At 73.3% G+C, this 15910-nt stretch carries 14 protein-coding genes; 3 read left to right on the forward strand and 11 right to left on the reverse strand.

Translation table 11 applies throughout. The features are described from left to right. Window positions 1–417, forward strand: a 417-nt coding sequence (locus tag ACLWS4_RS16540) for a transposase (protein WP_416874450.1), incomplete at its 5' end; no start/stop codon positions are given. 19 nt (window positions 418–436) lie between these two features. On the opposite strand, the gene ACLWS4_RS16545 is transcribed toward ACLWS4_RS16540, so the two are convergent. From ACLWS4_RS16545 to ACLWS4_RS16580, 8 genes are all read right to left on the reverse strand, one after another. Continuing rightward, window positions 437–1156 carry a DUF2993 domain-containing protein gene (locus ACLWS4_RS16545; protein ID WP_388046196.1) on the reverse strand — a complete coding sequence of 240 codons (720 nt, stop codon included), beginning with the start codon at window positions 1154–1156 and terminating at the stop codon, window positions 437–439. Between the two features lie 470 nt (window positions 1157–1626). Next, window positions 1627–3186 (reverse strand): MFS transporter, encoded by a 1560-nt coding sequence (locus ACLWS4_RS16550; RefSeq protein WP_416874451.1) that lies wholly within the window; start codon window positions 3184–3186, stop codon window positions 1627–1629. A gap of 300 nt (window positions 3187–3486) precedes the next feature. Continuing rightward, window positions 3487–4119 (reverse strand): TetR/AcrR family transcriptional regulator, encoded by a 633-nt coding sequence (locus tag ACLWS4_RS16555; RefSeq protein ID WP_049656129.1) that lies wholly within the window; start codon window positions 4117–4119, stop codon window positions 3487–3489. 160 nt (window positions 4120–4279) lie between these two features. Continuing rightward, the gene (locus ACLWS4_RS16560; protein ID WP_375875323.1) at window positions 4280–5440 is read right to left on the reverse strand and encodes an amidohydrolase family protein; all 1161 of its coding nucleotides are present in this window, start codon (window positions 5438–5440) and stop codon (window positions 4280–4282) included. A gap of 369 nt (window positions 5441–5809) precedes the next feature. After that, entirely contained in the window at window positions 5810–7153 is a 1344-nt protein-coding gene (locus tag ACLWS4_RS16565; RefSeq protein WP_416874452.1) for a GH1 family beta-glucosidase, read from the reverse strand. 155 nt (window positions 7154–7308) lie between these two features. Next, the gene (locus tag ACLWS4_RS16570; RefSeq protein ID WP_387974496.1) at window positions 7309–8250 is read right to left on the reverse strand and encodes a phosphotransferase family protein; all 942 of its coding nucleotides are present in this window, start codon (window positions 8248–8250) and stop codon (window positions 7309–7311) included. A 20-nt stretch (window positions 8251–8270) separates the two neighbouring features. Next, complete coding sequence (locus ACLWS4_RS16575; protein WP_255357452.1) at window positions 8271–8399, reverse strand: hypothetical protein; 129 nt, start codon at window positions 8397–8399, stop codon at window positions 8271–8273. A 343-nt stretch (window positions 8400–8742) separates the two neighbouring features. Further along, a complete protein-coding gene (locus ACLWS4_RS16580) occupies window positions 8743–10263 on the reverse strand; it encodes a sialidase family protein (RefSeq protein ID WP_416874453.1) in 1521 nt (506 codons plus the stop codon). Window positions 10264–10613: 350 nt separating this feature from the next. Here ACLWS4_RS16580 and ACLWS4_RS16585 point away from each other — a divergent pair, with 350 nt between their 5' ends. Both ACLWS4_RS16585 and ACLWS4_RS16590 read left to right on the forward strand, forming a co-directional pair. Beyond that, window positions 10614–11135, forward strand: a complete 522-nt coding sequence (locus ACLWS4_RS16585; protein ID WP_053112272.1) for a SigE family RNA polymerase sigma factor — start codon at window positions 10614–10616, stop codon at window positions 11133–11135. Then, window positions 11125–12147, forward strand: a complete 1023-nt coding sequence (locus tag ACLWS4_RS16590) for a hypothetical protein (RefSeq protein WP_416874454.1) — start codon at window positions 11125–11127, stop codon at window positions 12145–12147. The genes ACLWS4_RS16585 and ACLWS4_RS16590 overlap by 11 nt, the downstream gene beginning before the upstream one ends. A 114-nt stretch (window positions 12148–12261) precedes the next feature. Here the strand turns inward: ACLWS4_RS16590 and ACLWS4_RS16595 are convergent, their stop codons facing one another. The 3 genes from ACLWS4_RS16595 to ACLWS4_RS16605 all read right to left on the reverse strand — a co-directional run bounded on the left by ACLWS4_RS16595 (window position 12262) and on the right by ACLWS4_RS16605 (window position 15090). Continuing rightward, window positions 12262–12975 (reverse strand): hypothetical protein, encoded by a 714-nt coding sequence (locus tag ACLWS4_RS16595; protein ID WP_416874455.1) that lies wholly within the window; start codon window positions 12973–12975, stop codon window positions 12262–12264. A gap of 228 nt (window positions 12976–13203) precedes the next feature. Continuing rightward, window positions 13204–13650: a glutaredoxin domain-containing protein gene (locus ACLWS4_RS16600; protein WP_416874456.1), complete on the reverse strand. Its 447-nt coding sequence runs from the start codon at window positions 13648–13650 to the stop codon at window positions 13204–13206. A 168-nt stretch (window positions 13651–13818) separates the two neighbouring features. Further along, window positions 13819–15090 (reverse strand): MFS transporter, encoded by a 1272-nt coding sequence (locus tag ACLWS4_RS16605; RefSeq protein WP_380738070.1) that lies wholly within the window; start codon window positions 15088–15090, stop codon window positions 13819–13821. Window positions 15091–15910: the final 820 nt, after the last annotated feature.

A 15910-nucleotide genomic window follows, 5' to 3' on the forward strand; every position in this document is an offset into this window, starting at 1 on the left:
CTGACCGCGGGGCAGGCCGGTGACAGCCCGCAGTTCGTCCCCGTGCTGGAGAAGGTCCGCGTCCGTGGGCCCGTCGGTCGCCCCCGCACCCGGCCCGGCGCGGTCGCCGCGGACAGGGCGTACTCGTCCCGCGGCAACCGCGCCTACCTGCGTAAACGCCGGATCAAGGCGGTCATCCCGGAGAAGAGAGACCAGGCCGCCAGCAGGAAGAGGAGGGGCAGCAGGGGTGGCCGGCCGGTCGGCCACGACGCGGATCTCTACAAGGAGCGCAACACCGTCGAGCGCCTGATCAACAGGCTGAAGGCCTGGCGAGGCATCGCCACCCGCTGCGACAAGAAGCCCGAAAGCTACCTCGCCGGCCTCCACCTCCGCGCCTCGATGATCTGGGTCGACGACCTCCTGCGAGACGCCGACTGATCGCAACCTCACACAGGCCCTAGGCGGTGCGGGACCGCAGCTCGACACCGTGCCCGGACATGCGGGCGACGATGCCGTGGTCGGTGACGGCCACGGACCGGAGCGCGAGCCCCTCGGGCAGGTCGTCGAGCGGGGTCCGGCGCTCCAAGGCCCTCGCCAGCAGCGTTCGTGCGGCCGGGGAAACGTTCTCGGGGAGCCGGACGTCGTCGAGTCCGACGGCGTCCGGAGCGGCGACGCCGACATGGGCGGAGGCGGTGACCTGCCCGAACAGCGGCAACCGGGCGGTCGCTGCCACCCGGTCGTCACCCTCGCCCCGGCCGATGGCGACCCCGTAGAAGGCCGAGAGCTCGTCGTACGCGACGGTCGCCGTGACCTCCGCCTCGTCGGCCCGCTCCCCGCCGTCCCGTTCCCGGTGCACTCCTCGCAGGTGGACGGCAACGTCCTCGACGGTCAGGACGCGGCCGTCCAGGTCGGCCGGCACGCGTGCGGCGTCGATGTCCGCCTCGGTGACCACTCCCCGGGCCAACTGCAGAGACACGGGGAAACCGTGCACGCGCACCTCGGGAGCGGCTGCGAGGCCGAGGTTCCGACGAGCCGAGTCGGCGATGCGCTCCTGGGTGTACTGCGTGGCCAGTACCTCGCCGCCGCCGGCGGCGGCGAGCAGCGTCAGGGCCACCGCGATCCACCTGTTGCGGCGGCGCTTGAGGCGCGGCGCCCGGCCGTTGACCGGTTCGTGCATGTTCTCTCTCCTCTGCGGTAATGGCCTGGTCCGACCGCGGTGTCGGACAGCGGCGGTGTTGGTTCGTCAGTGACGGACCGGCGACGGGGGGAGCACCGGGCCGGGACCGGTGCTCGTGCGCGGTGCCGAGGGGCTGGGTCCGCTGCCCGTCGGGGTGCGCGGGGAAGGGCGGCGCGGACCTCGCGCTGGAAGCGGCTCCGGGCGACGTCGTCGAGGGCGAGCCGCGGGTGCATCGGCTTCACGGCGACCGTACGGTGCGGGAGCAGGTCGTCGGCCGACCGGACCTCGCCCGCGCCGCCGCGGCCGATCACCCCGCGCAACGCGTACCCGCCGCCGGTCAGGCCGGCCCACTCGTCGTAGGGGATGTACGGCATGGCGGCGTCTGCGGTCCTACTGTTGATCGGGTCAGCTGCCGAACGGACGGTCACATCTTTCGACGGACCGTCACCGGCGGTGCGGGAGGGGCGGGTTCAGTCCGACGTCGGCGGTGTTCTCGGCGCGCGGAACAGGCAGCCGACGGCTGCGGCCAGGACGATGGCACCGACCGCGACGAGCGAGGCCGACAGTCCGTCCATGAAGGCGGCCTTGACGCCGTCCGCCAGGGCCGCTCCCCCGACGCCGAGCCGATCGGCGACGTGCAGGCCCGCGGCGGCGGAGTCGCGCGCGGCCGAGGCCGCCTCGGCGGGCAGCTGGTCGAGGGAAGCGGGGAGGCTGGATCGGTAGTGGCTGCCGTAGATCGAGCCCATGAGGGCGATGCCGACGGCTGAGCCGACCTCGCGGGTGGTGTCGTTCATCGCGGAGGCGACGCCCTGCCGGCCGCGGCCGAGCGAGCCGGTGATGGCGGAGGTGCCCACGGCCCCGGACAGGCCGATGCCGAAGCCCGCCAGGACGAGCCCGCCGAGGAAGGGCAGGTAGCCGGAGTCGACGTCGATCCGGGAGATGACGAACAGGCCGGCGCTCAGCAGGGCCAGGCCGGCGGCCATGGTGACCTTCATCCCCACCCGTCGCACCAGGCGGGGGGTGAGCTGCGAAGTGGGCAGGACGACCACGGCGACGGGGACGAGGGCGACGGCGGCCTTGAGCGGGCTGTAGCCGAGGATGAGCTGCAGGTATTGCAGGCCGACGAAGAAGAACCCGAAGACGGCCATGAACTGTACGAGGACGGTGATCGCGCCGGCCCGGAAGCCGCGGATGCCGAACAGGGCGGGGTCGAGGAGCGGGTGCTCGTTGCGCAGGCCGAGCCAGGCGTACGCGGTGAAGGCCAGAACCGTGACGACGAGTGCGGCGACGGCCGGGGGCTGCGTCCAGCCCTGCTCGTTGCCCTCGATGATGGCGAAGACCAGGGTGCCGATCCCGAGCGCGGTGCAGACGGCCCCGGGCACGTCGGGCGGCTCGGGGTGCGGGTCCTTGGTGTCGGGCGCCAGGAGGATCCCCGCCAGCGCGGCGACCAAGGCGACCGCGGCGCCGGTGACGAAGATCGACCGCCAGGAGTACCACTCCAGCAACGTCCCCGCGGCGAGCATGCCGAGGATGGCGCCGGCCGCCGCGAATCCCGACCAGGTAGCCACGCCCTTGGCCCGCTGCTCGGGCGGGAAGGCGGCCGTGATGGTGGACAGCGTGCCCGGCATGATCATCGCGGCGCCGATCCCCATGACGACCCGCCAGACAATGAGCGTGGTGGTGGAGTCGGCGAAGGAAGCGGCCAGGGAGGCGGCACCGAAGACCACGGTGCCCGCGACGAGGACGTTGCGGCGCCCGAGCCGGTCGCCGATCGCGCCGAGGGGCAGCACGAGCGCGGCCAGGGCGACGGTGTAGGCGTCGGCGATCCAGGTCAGCGAACCGTTGGTGGCCGACAGGTCGAGCGCCAGGTCCGGCAGTGCGAGGTTGAGGGCGGAGACGGAGGCCACGACGAGGACCAGGGCCAGGCACATGGCGGCGAGTACGCCGTTGTGGCCGGCCCGGCCGGCCGCGACGGCGCCGAGGCTCTCCCCCGCCCGGTCGTCGGTCTGGTGTTGAGGGATGGTGGACATGGGGAACCTGTCTCGGTCGATGCTGTGCTGAGAGGGCCCGAGGGGCGGACGCGCCGCGGGTGCACCGGGCCGCACGGAACGGACGCACCGCGATCGGGCGGGCGCCTCACAGCAGCAGGGTCGGGAGGCGACGCTCGGGCGGGGACGCGCGCTTCGGTGTCGGAACGGCCGACGGCCCCGGACGCGTACGGGGTGGCACCGGGCGGGTCCGGGCCGGCGGCACGGCCCTGCCCGGTTCCGGCCGGGTCGGCGGCCGGGCGGCGCGGGGAGCCGGCCGCGGAGTCGCGCGACCGGCCGGGCTCACTCCTCCTTCTCCGCCGCCATGCGTGTAGCCGCCTCGTAGACGAGCCGGGCGTGCAGTTCGAACATCGCGACCAGGTCGACGCCGTCCCCGTTGATCTCGCGCTGGACGAACAGTCCGTCGGCACCGGCGACGGCATAGGTCGTGAGCAGGCGGACAGAGTCCTCGTCGAGGTCCGGGACGAGCTCCCGGGCCATCTCGGCGATCTTCGCGCCCGCGATCTCACGGACCTGGAGGAACACCGTCCGGCCCCGGGGTTCCGTGGGGCGCCGCTCCAGCGCGAGCATCAGCCCGAACCGGAGGAAGTCGGGAGCGTCGATCAGCGACTTCGCCACGCTCACCGCCATGGCGGTGACCCGCTCCAACGGAGTGCCCGCTTCCTCGCCCGGCAGCTCGACGGCAGCCAGCCAGGTCGCGAAGCTGCGTTCGATGACCGCGGCGATCAGGTCGTCCTTGTCCTTGAAGTGCCAGTAGATCGAGCTGGCGGGCAGCCCGCACTTGGTGCTGACGGCCGCGATCGAGGTGCCCTCGTAGCCGCGCTCGCCCGCGATCTCCACGGCGGCGTCCAGGATGCGCTGGCGCGACTCCACCCCGTTCGCGCGCTTCTTGCGGGTCGTCTGCGGCCCGGCCATGGCGGGTGCCTCCTCGTGTTCGGGTGCGTTCGACTGTCGTCGACGGCGATCCTACTGCAGCGTTCACTCCAATTGGAGCGATCACTACAGCAAGTGTGCCACAGTGCGCTCGCCGGCGCGCTCCGCCTGCCGGATCGGCCGAGCGCGTCCGGCTCGGGGGTCAGCCCGTACGGGCCCCGAGCCGGGCGGCCAGCGCCGGGAACTGGGCCAGCGCATTGCCCCGCTCGACAGCCAGGCGCTCGTCGGGACCGAACGTCTCGTCCAGTTGGGGCGCGGGATCTCCGGCCCCCAGGAACAAGGGACTGCTGAACGGCCAGTCGGTGGCGAACAGGATGTGCTCGGCGCCGGCCAGCTCCCGCACCGACTTCATCGCCTGGGGCGCCGGCGAGAGGGCCGTGTCGTAGAAGAGGCCGCGGAACTGCGCACTGCTGTCCGCCGACCCGGAGGCGCCGAACCGCTGGGCGAGCTCGGGGGTCAGCGTCAACAGGCTCGCACGGTAGGAGATGTAGGGCAGCGTGCCGCCGGCGTGGGCGGCCAGCCAGCGGATGCGCGCGTGCCGCTCGTACACCCCCTTGTAGAGCATGTTGACCAGCGCTCGCGTGGTGTCGAACGTGAACTCGTAGAGGAAGGGCGGCAGCCCCAGGTCGGGATAGGCCGAGGGGGTCACCGGATGGACGAACACCATGGCCCGCAGGTCGTCGAGTTCGCGCAGCAACGGCTCGAAGACGGGATCGCCCAGGTAGGTCCCGCCGTAACTGCTGAACAGGCCCACGCCGTCCAAACCGAGTTCACGCACCGCCCTCCGGGCTTCCACCACCGCGTCGCCCACGTCCATCGCGGTCACCCTGCGACCCAACGGCAGGACCGCGAAGCCGCCGAAGCGCCCCTGGCGGTAGGTGGATCCGCAGACGAGCTCACGGCTCATGTAGGTGTTCAGGCGTCGCGCCATGGCCAACCGGTCGGCGGCGGCATCCAGATAGGTGACCCCTGGCTCGGAGACGGAGACCACCTGCGCCTCGATGCCGTAGCGGTTCATGAAGTCGACCGCGAGGGCCGGGCTCCACACCGGGACCGGCACTCCGCCGATCTCGACGATGCCGTGCGCGGCGAGGGACTGCCGGTAGAAGTCCGGGAGCAGGTGGCAGTGCACGTCGATGCGGCCCCGGCCGCGCGTCACGGGCGACCGCGGCGCCGGGTCGGGCGATGCCGCGCGGGCCGGCGTCGGATCGAGCGCCGCGGTGGCGACGGCGAGCGGCAGGGCGGCCTTGAGGAGCCTTCGGCGCCCCGGACTTGGGGCATTCTCGGTTTCGGTGTCGGTCATTACGCGCACCTCCTGTGGGCAACGGGACGCAGCATGAACCGTTGGCGGGTCGTCATCGGCACCAAGCAGGCATGCCGGACCAGCGGGTCTGCGTCGCCACGGACGCACCCGTTCATGTAGCGGTCACTACAGACTCATGTAGTGACCGCTACGGTAAGAGGGGCGAAGGTCGGAGTCAATGGGCAGGGCGCGGCGAGATCCGGTCCAGGGGACCATGCAGGGCGCACCGCCCACCGCCGCTCTCTCCGGATCCCGGTGCGGGCCGCCACACCGCCCTGCGGGCAGCTCACTTCAGCCGACAGGTCTTCGACGACTTGCCACTGCGACACGAGCGCCCAGGTACGTAGAGCCCACCAGGCGCGGCCGCTGCTACCGATCCGCCGACTTCGCCCGGTGGGCGGCGATCAGGTCGCGGTACCAGGTGTACGAGGCCTTCGGGGTGCGCCGCTGGGTGGTGAAGTCGACGTGGACGAGGCCGAAGCGCTGGTGGTAGCCCTCGGCCCATTCGAAGTTGTCGAGGAGGGACCAGGTGTAGTAGCCGCGGATGTCGATGCCTTCGGCGGTGGCTTGGGCGAGGGCGTCGAGGTGGGCGGACATGAAGTCGATGCGGGGCTGGTCGGGGGTGGTGGACTCCTCGACGGAGCAGCCGTTCTCGGTGATGGTGAGGGGTGGGAGGGCCTTGCCGTACGACTCGCGGAGGTTGAGGAGGAGTTGGCGGAGGGCGTCGGGGACGACGGGCCAGCCGAAGGCGGTGTGGGGGACGTCGGGGATGTCGACGAGGTCGAAGGGGAGGCCGGGTTCGGTGGGGGCGGCGACGCGGGTGGGGTTGTAGAAGTTGAGGCCGAGGCCGTCGAGGCCGGGGGTGTGGATGAGGTCGAGGTCGCCGGGGTGGACGGCGCCGAAGATGTCGTCGGGGACGCCGAGGGCGGTGAGGTCGGGGTAGCGGCCGAGGAGGACGGGGTCGGTGAACAGGCGGTTGTGGAGGGCGTCGTAGGCCTCGGCGGCGGCGAGGTCGGCGGGTGAGGGGGTGGCCGGCTCGACGGGGGTGAGGTTGTTGGAGAGCATCGCCTCCAGGCCGCGGTCGTGGAGGACGGTGGCGGCCAGGCCGTGGGCGAGGAGCTGGTGGTGGGCGGCGGGGAGGGCCTCGAACATCAGGGTGCGGCCGGGGGCGTGGGTGCCCAGGGCGTAGCCGAAGACGGTGTGGACGAAGGGCTCGTTGAGGGTGATCCAGGCGGGGACGCGGTCGCCGAGGCGGTCGGCGACGATCCCCGCGTACTCGGCGAAGCGGTACGCGGTGTCGCGGTTCAGCCAGCCGCCGTGGTCTTCGAGGCCCTGCGGGAGGTCCCAGTGGAAGAGGGTGGGCAGCGGGGTGATGCCGGCTTCGAGGAGGGCGTCGACGAGGCGGTCGTAGAAGGCGAGGCCGGCGGCGTTCACGGCGCCCGCGCCGGTGGGCTGGACGCGGGACCAGGCGACGGAGAAGCGGTAGCCGTCCAGTCCGAGGCCCTTCATCAGGGCGATGTCCTCGGGGTACCGGTGGTAGTGGTCGCAGGCCACCGCGCCGGTGTGGCCGTCGCGGACGGCGCCGGGGCGGACGGCGAAGGTGTCCCAGACGGAGGGCCCGCGGCCGTCCTCGTTCACCGCCCCCTCGATCTGGTAGGCGGCGGTGGCGGCACCCCAGCGGAACCCCGCCGGCAGGTCGAAGCGGTCCGGCATGACAGCCTCCTGACGGAAACATGAGGGGAAGTCATGTTACCGGCGCGGCGCCGAAACACCAGAGTGGGACGACGGAAGGGACCGGAGCCCCGCAGAGGGCCTCGGTCCCTTCCGTCGTCCGGTGGCCAGGGGGTGAGGGACTCACCCAGGACCTGTCACCACACGTCGGCGAGCTCCCGCAGCAGTTCGACCACCCGTGCCGTCTGCACCGGCCCGAGCCGCGGGTCCGGCGCCACCGAGGTGAAGACCAGGGCCAGCATCACCGCCGCGTCCAGCCGGTAGAGGAGGTCGGCCGCGGGGGTGACGGAGGGCTTCCCGCCGGCGGCCTCGTAGCCCTGGCGGATCGCCCGCTCGTCCAGGCCGTTCTCCGGGATGAGCGCGTACTCGGACATCCGCGCCAGTTCCATCGCGGGGTCGCCGATCAGCACGTTGGACCAGTCGATCAGCGCGGCCACCCGCCCCTGGCTGCACAGCAGGTTCTGCCGGCGCAGGTCCAGGTGGAGCAGCGCCGGCTCGGCCGACGTCTCGGCGAGCCGGGCCGCGATCGCCGCGCGCTCGGGCAGCTCGCCCAGGCCCGGGCGGAGGTCCAGCAGCCTGCCGAACCGGTCGGGCAGCCGCTGCGCCAGCAGGTCGGGGACGGGCCGGCCGTACTGGACGACGGGCGCCAGGTCCGGGGCCGGCTTGGCGTGCAGCGCCGCGAACAGCGCCCCGACCTCGGACCAGTCCGGTGCCTGGGCGTCGGAGTCCACGAAGGCCGAGAGCAGCACCGGCGTGCCGGTCCGGGTGTACTCGATGCCCAGGGCGCGGGCGACCGGGAAGCCGTCCGGGGCCAGCCACTGGGTGATCCGGAGTTCCTGCTCCAGCAGGCCGTCCGCGCCGACGCCGACGTTGTTCGCGGTGTGGAACGTACGGGCGCGCGGCACGCGCAGCACCACGTCCTCGTGCGCCGCGCCGCTCAGCGGGCTCGCCCGGTAGACGAGGAACTCCACGCCGCTGCTGAGCACCACGGGTGGGGTGTAGCCGAGCGAGCCCGCGAGTTCGGCGAGCCCGTCCGTGACGTCCTGGTCGATCAGTTGTCCAGTGGCGGGAAGCCTCACCAGAAACCTTCCTCTGTTTGTCATTTGACGGCCAGGAAGCCCTCGAAGCAGGTGTACTTCTGGGCCGTCATGGCCTGGCCGGACCCGGCCCTGCTGCCCTGGCGACGCTCCGCCAGGGTGCGGATCAGGGTACCGGTCGAGCAGCCCACGTCGAGGAGGAGGCCGTCCTCTACGACGATGCCGGCGTAGTGCCGGGCGACCAGCTCCGGCAGTTGCGGGAACTCCCTCGGCCGGCAGCGGGGCGATGCTCGTGTGGGTCTGGAGGTCGCGGACGGCGTGGCAGTCGCCGATGACGGCCGGGAAGTCGCCCGTGGCGAGCTGGTTGGTGCTCTCCTGGGGCGGCGCGCCGGATTCCGCCGATTCCGCCACGCTGCCGTGTCGCCGTACTGCCGCGCCGACCCGGTTCGGGACCCACCCGGGCCCGTCCTCCCGGTGGGGCGGGAGGACAGGCCCGGGTGGGTCAGCGGTGGGTCAGCGGGGATCAGTGGCGGGTCAGTGACGGACCGGCGGCGGCAGCTGCCGCTCCCGGACGGGCGCGGTGAAGGCGACCGGACCGGTGCTGGACGGGGTGCTGCCGCCGCGGACGGGCAGGCCGCCCTCGACGGCGTACATGGCCTCGTCGTAGGCCTGGCCGTCGGCCGGGGCCCTGCCGACCGCGAAGATCGCCACCGCCTTGCCGTCGAGGACGGAGGTGGAGAGGTAGTCGCCGACCATGGCGCCGCCTCCGGTGGCGGCGATCCGGGACAGCGGCATCGGGCCGGCGACGGTCCGCGGCGCGCTCCAGGTGGCGCCGCCGTTGGCGGAGGATATGAAGCCGACCTCCAACTCGCAGGTGGCGTCCATGCAGTCGGCGTTCGGGTAGAAGTAGTAGTACAGCCCGAGCTTGGCGCTGTGCCCGGAGGTGGCGCGGTCGACGCCGAGGCCGGGGAGGAAGTGGTCGGCGCCGCTGGTGGTGGCGTCGATCGGCACCCGGGTCACGGCGGACCAGGTGGTCCCGTCGGTCGAGGTCGCGTAGACGATGTCGTTGCCCGGGCAGCCGGCCCGGAACCGGCAGTCCTGCCAGGCGACGTAGACCCGGCCGGCGCCGTCGATCTCGGCCGAGGGCAGGCCCTCGCCGTCGCGCAGGCCGCCCGCGACGCCGTGCGCCACGACGTCGGCGACCAGGACGGTGGAGCCCCAGGACCGGCCCCCGTCGGTGGAGTTGAAGGAGCGGATCGAGGTGGTGTCGGTCGAGAAGGGGACCACGACCCGGCCGTCGGGCTGCACCAGCGGCTGGCCGCCGAGGCCCAGGTTGACGCCGGACGGGCCCGACGGGGCGGACCAGGTGGCGCCGCCGTCCCGGGAGGCGGACATCACCACCAGGTTGTCGGAGGAGGGGATGTCGACCTCGATGTAGCAGGTGCCGAAGTACGGGCTGGACGGGGTGTTGTCGCAGACGATCCACTCCTTGTCGTAGCCCTGGCCGTCGAAGCCGACCGCCCGCACCGGGTCCTGCCAGCGCAGGCCGTCGGCCGAGCGGCTGACGGTCACCCCGACGGGGTTGATCGCCGCGTCGATGACCAGGCCGGCGATCATCCAGGTGCCGTGCCTGGCGTCGTAGGCGATCGAGGGGTCGGAGGCCCGGGCCCAGTTGCCGCCGCCCTGGTGGGTGGTGATGCCGGGCAGGATGCCGTGCCGCCAGGTGGCGCCGCCGTCCCGCGAGGTGTTCCAGCTGAGGGCGGCCGAACCGCCGGCGGGGAACCGGCCGACCTGGGACGAGGAGACGATCGTGCCGCCGTAGGCGAAGGTGTCGGGCTCCACCTCGGTGGCGTGCTGGCTTCCGGTCCCGGTGTCGGTGAACGGGTCGGCGCTCACCTGCAGCAGGCGCGGTCCGCCGCCGTCGACGGTCAGGGCGTACGGGGCGGCGCCGGCGGCCGGGGCGGCGTTCCAGGCCGCGCCGGTCAGGACGAGGGCGGCCGCGGCGGCGACGGCGAACGGCCGCCGCCAGCGGGCAGGGGTGCGCGGGTGCTTCATCCGAAGCTCCTTCGCGTGGGGGGAAGGTACGGACGACGAGGGGCGGGCCGCGGTCCGAGGGCGCGGCGACCCGCCCCGGTTGGCGCGTGCGGATCGGAGGAGTCCGGCGCCGTCGAGGCTCGTGGGGGCGACGCCGCCCGATCGCGTGCCGCGCGCAGAAGTGCACACGTGTTCGCAAATCGGAAGTGTGAGCCGGATCATGACATCGCACAAGATGTGCGACCAAAACGGAACGGCGCCTCGCGGACCGTCGGATCCGGTGCCCCTCCCCCGGCGCGGGGCGGCGCCCCCGTGCACGTGAATACTGGCTGGTTGTCATCCGTTTTCCGTGGCTGGGGCGTCCTGAAGGCATGAAGCGCGAATCGATCCTCCCGGGGGGCTCCGGATCCGACCCGTTCGACGAGTTCGTCGTAGCCCGGTACCAGGCCCTGCTGCGGGGGGCGTACCTGATCACGGGTGACGTCCACGACGCCCGGGACCTGCTGCACGACGCCCTCGCGCAGGTGTACCCGAAGCGTTCGACGATCCGGGACACGGCCGCGACCGAGGGGTACGTCCGCAGGACGATGGTCCGCACCCACGTCTCGCGCTGGCGGCGGACCAGACGCGAAGTGCTCACCTCCGCGCTGCCGGACGGACCGGCGGCCCCGGAGGGCGAACGGGACGACCAGCTGGCGGCGGCACTGGCCGGACTGCCCAAGCGGCAGCGGGCCGCCGTGGTGCTGCGCTACTACCTGGACCTGCCGGTCGCTCAGGTGGCGGAGGAGCTGGGGTGCTCGGTGCCCACGGCGAAGACGCACCTGGCGCGCGGGATCAAGGCGCTTCGACAGGACATGGAAAACGTGAGGGAGCTGGTAGGCCGTGAGCGCTGAGGACAGGTTCGAGGAGGAGCTGGTCACCCGGCTCGGAACACACGCGGCAGGGATCGCCGGCACCCCGCCGCTGGCCGAACTGCACCGGGCCGGGCGTCGGCGCGCCCGGCGGCAGGCCGCCGTACGGGGGGTGACGGCGGCCGCGGTGCTGGTCCTCGGAGCGGGAGCGCTGACGCAGCTCGGTGGCGGCGGCCCCGGGAGCGACCGTACGGGGGCGGCCGGGACGGGCCTCAGCGTGCTGACTCCGACGGCGGGGGCGACGGCGCCGGGGCACACCGCCGTGATGCTGAACTGTGTGAACGGGCCCACCTCGATGCGGACACCGGGCTGGCACCAGCACTCCAGCCGGCAGCCCTGGGAGACGCCGTCGGCGATCACCTCGTCGGGCTACTCGTCGTCGTGGACGCCGCCGCCGGGCTCCCCTTGGTTGGGCCTGTTGTCGCCTGCCACCCTTCCGCCGGGACACTCGTCCTCGGACGTCCCGTCGACAGGCACGCCGTTCTCCGGCCTCCCGTCGTCGTCCGGCTCGCCGTCGTCCCTGCCCACGGACTCGGCCTCGGGCTCGGGCTCGGGCTCGGGCTCGCCGTCGTCGCTGTCGTCGGAGGACCCGGCGGAGGCCCGTGTGACCCGGGCGGGTGAGTCCATCGAGGCGCTGGCGATGACCGACTACCCGGACCACTACTTCGGCACGTGCCGCGACAGGAACACGGGCACGCTCTACGTGATGCGGGTTCCCGGCAGCGGCCTGGACGCCGCCGTGACCGCGAGGGCGGCCGACTGGCCCACGGTGAAGGTGCGGTTCGCCGACGCCGCGGGCTCCCGCGAGCAGCTCATGACCGTCCTGAACCGGATCCGCGCGGACACCGAGGAGTGGCGGGCCAGGGGCGTGGTGATCGACGGGCTGACGCTCGCCATCGACGGCACCGGCGTCGTGGTCGACACCCCGCAGTGGCAGTCCGCCGAGGCGGACATCAAGGCGAAGTACGGGGCCCTGGTGGCCGAGGTCCGCTAGCGACCCTTCTTTTCAACGTCATTGGCCACCAAGGGACTTGGACCAGGTCCGGAGGGCGGTGTCACCGATCGGGTCGGTGGCTCCGCCGTCCGGCGTGTCCGGGTTCCGGCGCGCTCACTCGTGGGCGCTGATCTCGCCGCCGGCGCTGAGCACGATGGAGACGCCGTTGGCGTCGACCCCGACATCGTGCTGGTTCGCCTCCAGCGTGCCGTACACCGCGTTCTCGTTGCCGAGGATCTCCGCGCGGTACCGGAGTTCGCCGACCTTCGTGACCTTGGCCGTCCAGCCGCCCGCCAGCTTGAAGGTGCCCGGCCCCTGGTGGCTGCCGCCCATCCAGGAGCGGATCCGGCCGTCCAGCGAGAGCATGACGAACATGCCGTTGGCGTCGAGCCCGTCGTCGTGCTCCTTCGTCTCCATGGTGGCGAGGACCTGACCGGCGTTGACGATCTTGGCGGTGTAGTGCTGGTTGCCGAGGTCGTGGATCTCGGCCTTGCTGCCGTCCACCAGGGTCTCGGTACGGACCCCCTGGCCCACCTTGGGCGGGGTGGCCGACGTGGTCGCGGCGTGCCCGCTGGGCGCGGCGGCCGGAGGGGTGGCGCCGCGCGTGCCGGTCGGGGTGGGCGCGGCGGAGGCCGTGGCCGGAGGCTCGGTGGCGGGCGCGGCGGGCGGCGCGGTGGCGGCGGCCGACGCGGTGGCCGGCGCGGCCGCGCCGGTCGCGCCCGACGTGGAGGAGCAGGCCGTCGCGGCGGGCACCAGCAGGGCCGCGGTCAGGACGGTTCCGGCCAGCGTACGGGCAGTGGTCGCGCGGCGGATCGTCGAGAAGGGCATGCGGTTCTCCTGAGCGAAGTGCGGGTGAGGAGCGCGCGGCGCCCTCTCCTGCGGGGACCGGAGGGCGGCTTCGCGTGCAGTTCGAAGGTAGTGCGAACAGTCGACGGAATGGAGCCTTCCGTGTCACCGGACTGCAACGCCCCTGGCCGCACGGCTCCGGTCACGCCGGCGCTGAGCCGTACTCAAATCCCCCGCCACCGCCGTCGGTACGGCCGTGCCGACGGGCGGTCAGCGCTTCGCGGTGGCGGCGGACAGCTGTCCGCGCACCCATGCGGGGTCGGGGTTGGTGTGCGGCCGGCCGGTCACGACGACGGTCGGCACGGTCTCGTTGCCGTCGTTGGCCGCGCGCACCACCGCGGCCGCCTCCGCGTCGCTCCAGATGTTCACCCAGTGCACCCGCCGGGCCGCCCGGCCCAGCCGGATCCGCAGCCGCAGGCAGTACCTGCAGCCCGGCCGCCAGTACACCACCGGCCGGCCGTCGGCCGCGCTGCGGCGCTGCGCCTCCGCCGCGCCGAGCGACTTCGGGAAGACCAGGGTCGAGCTCACGGCCGCGAGCCCCGCGAACCCCAGCAGGTACACGACGGCCGCTCCGCGGCTCCCGCTCAACACGAGTCCGCCCGCGACGGCCGCACCGCAGAGAAACAACAACAACGGCAGCATCCACACACGCATCATGGCGGCCCAGGCTATCCGTACACGGCCCCCGCCGCTCCACTCCCCCGGCTGTGCCGCGCGAGGGCCTTCGACACTCGAATCAACACCCTTGCAAGGAACTGATGGTGACGCTGCGTCAGGACATCTCGCGATGGCTCGGCGGACCGCCGGGAAGCCCGAGGGCCGAGGTCAGGCGAGGTCGCGCCGACGGCGGAGCGAACCGGCCGTCAGGATCACCGGGCCGGCCAGGCTGCACACCGCCAGCAGGAGCAGCGCCGTACGCGGCCCCCAGGCCGTGGAGGCGGCACCGGCCAGCAGCGCGCCGACCGGGATGGAGCCCCAGGAGACGAACCGGACGGTGGCCATCACCCTCGGGAGCAGCTCCGGCGGAGTGTGGGTCTGCCGGTAGGTGCGGGCGACGATGGTGGTGACCACGACGCCCGCCGCGAAGCCCGCGTTGCCGAGGGCGAAGAGCAGCACCGCCCACCCCGAACCGGCCGCCGGGAGCAGGAAGGTGACGAGCGCGGCGATCCGTGCCGACCACCGCAGGGCCCCGCCGCTGCCGATCCGGGAGACCACCCGGGGCGTCAGGACGGCGCCGACCAGGCTGCCCAGGCCGCCGGTGGCCATCAGCGCACCGACGGCCGCGGCCGGGGCGTCGAGGGCGTCCACCAGGAACACCGGAGTGAGCGTCATCAGCCCGCCGGAGACGAAGTTGACCGCGGTGGCGTAGGCGGCACACGGCCCGATCACCGGATGCCGGGTGACGAAGTGCCAGCCCTCGCGGATCTGCCTCCACATCCCCGCGCCGCCCGGCCGCGGGGCGGGCCGCTCCGCGCGCGGCAGACTGCGCAGCAGGGCCGCCGAGACCAGGTAGCTGACCGCGTCCAGCACCATCGCGGCCGCGCCGCCGACGAGTTGGACCAGCACCCCGCCCAGCGAGGGGCCGGCCAGTTCGGTCGCGGCGCTGCTGCCGGAGAGCAGGCTGTTGCGGACGGTCAGCTCCTCCTTGGCGACGATCGAGGGCAGGAAGGTGGAGTTGCCGACGTCGAAGACCACACCCGCCAGCCCGACCAGCAGCGCGACCACCACCAACTGCGGCAGGCCCAGTACGCCCAGGGCCGCCGCCACCGGCACCGAGGCCACCGCCGCCCCGCGCAAGAGGTCCATCGCCACCTGGGTGCCGCGCAGCGGGAGCCGGTGGACCAGGACCCCGGCCGGCAGTCCGACCAGCAGCCAGGCCAGGTACCCGGCGCCGGTGACCAGGCCGACCTGCCAGGCCGTCGCGTGCAGGGTGAGCACGGCGATCAGCGGCAGGGCCACGACGGACACCTGGTTCCCGAGCCGGCTGACCAGCGATCCGGTCCAGTAGCGCCAGAACACCCCCGCCGAGGTCCGGTGTCGCGCCTCCCCCTCCGCTGCGCGGTCCGCCGCGACCGCCGTCCGCGTCGTCACATCCATCTTCGGTCCGTCCCTTCCGTCGCAACCGGCCCACCCATCGCTCCCCTGCTTCCCCGGCGCCGGCGCTCCCGGCCGCACGCTGGAGTCCGGCGCCCATCGAGACCGCACGGCCGCACACACCACCCGCGAGGCCCCGGGCCACCCCACCGGCGCCCAAGTCACGGACCAGCCGGTCGCGTTCGCCGAGCACGCGGCGCCGCACCCGCCCACCGTCCGGGCCGCGGGCGTCGACCGGCCCGAACGGATCACCCTCGCGCCGGACGCCACCCGCACCATCCGTGGGGTCCGCTACCGGTGATCGACCCGGCGGGATCGGTGAAGGGCGCCCGCGGCCCGGTCGACGGGCTCACGGCACACTGACGGCGGGCCGTGACCGGCCCAGCCCTGACGCACCGGGCGTCCGCACAGCCGCCCGGGTCCTGACGCGTCCCTGCCCAACTCACCCGACGCCCACACCCCGAACGACCGAACACGCCACGGCCGTCACACCGAAACCCGGCCACCCCATGCGGTGGCCCGCACACCCGGCCGAACCCTGGCCGGATCCCGCCGCCGCCGGGGCCGCGGCCGCGCGCTCCCGCCGGTCACTCTCACGCGGCCGCCGCACCCGCCGCGCCGCGCCGCGCCGCCGATCCGACCGCAGCGCGACCGGACGATCCCGCCACCCGCCCCCGCGGCGCGGCCGTCCCCGCAGGAGAACCACCCGGAAGGCCCGCTTCCGGATTGTGACGTGCCCCTGTCTAGTTCGTTCCCGTCCCGGTGTGGTGGGATGAGCCTCACGGGGATGAACCGCTGACGGGGGTGTGTGCTGGTGCGGAAT

The organism is Kitasatospora sp. SC0581 (assembly GCF_048159585.1).
GTDB lineage: Bacteria > Actinomycetota > Actinomycetes > Streptomycetales > Streptomycetaceae > Kitasatospora.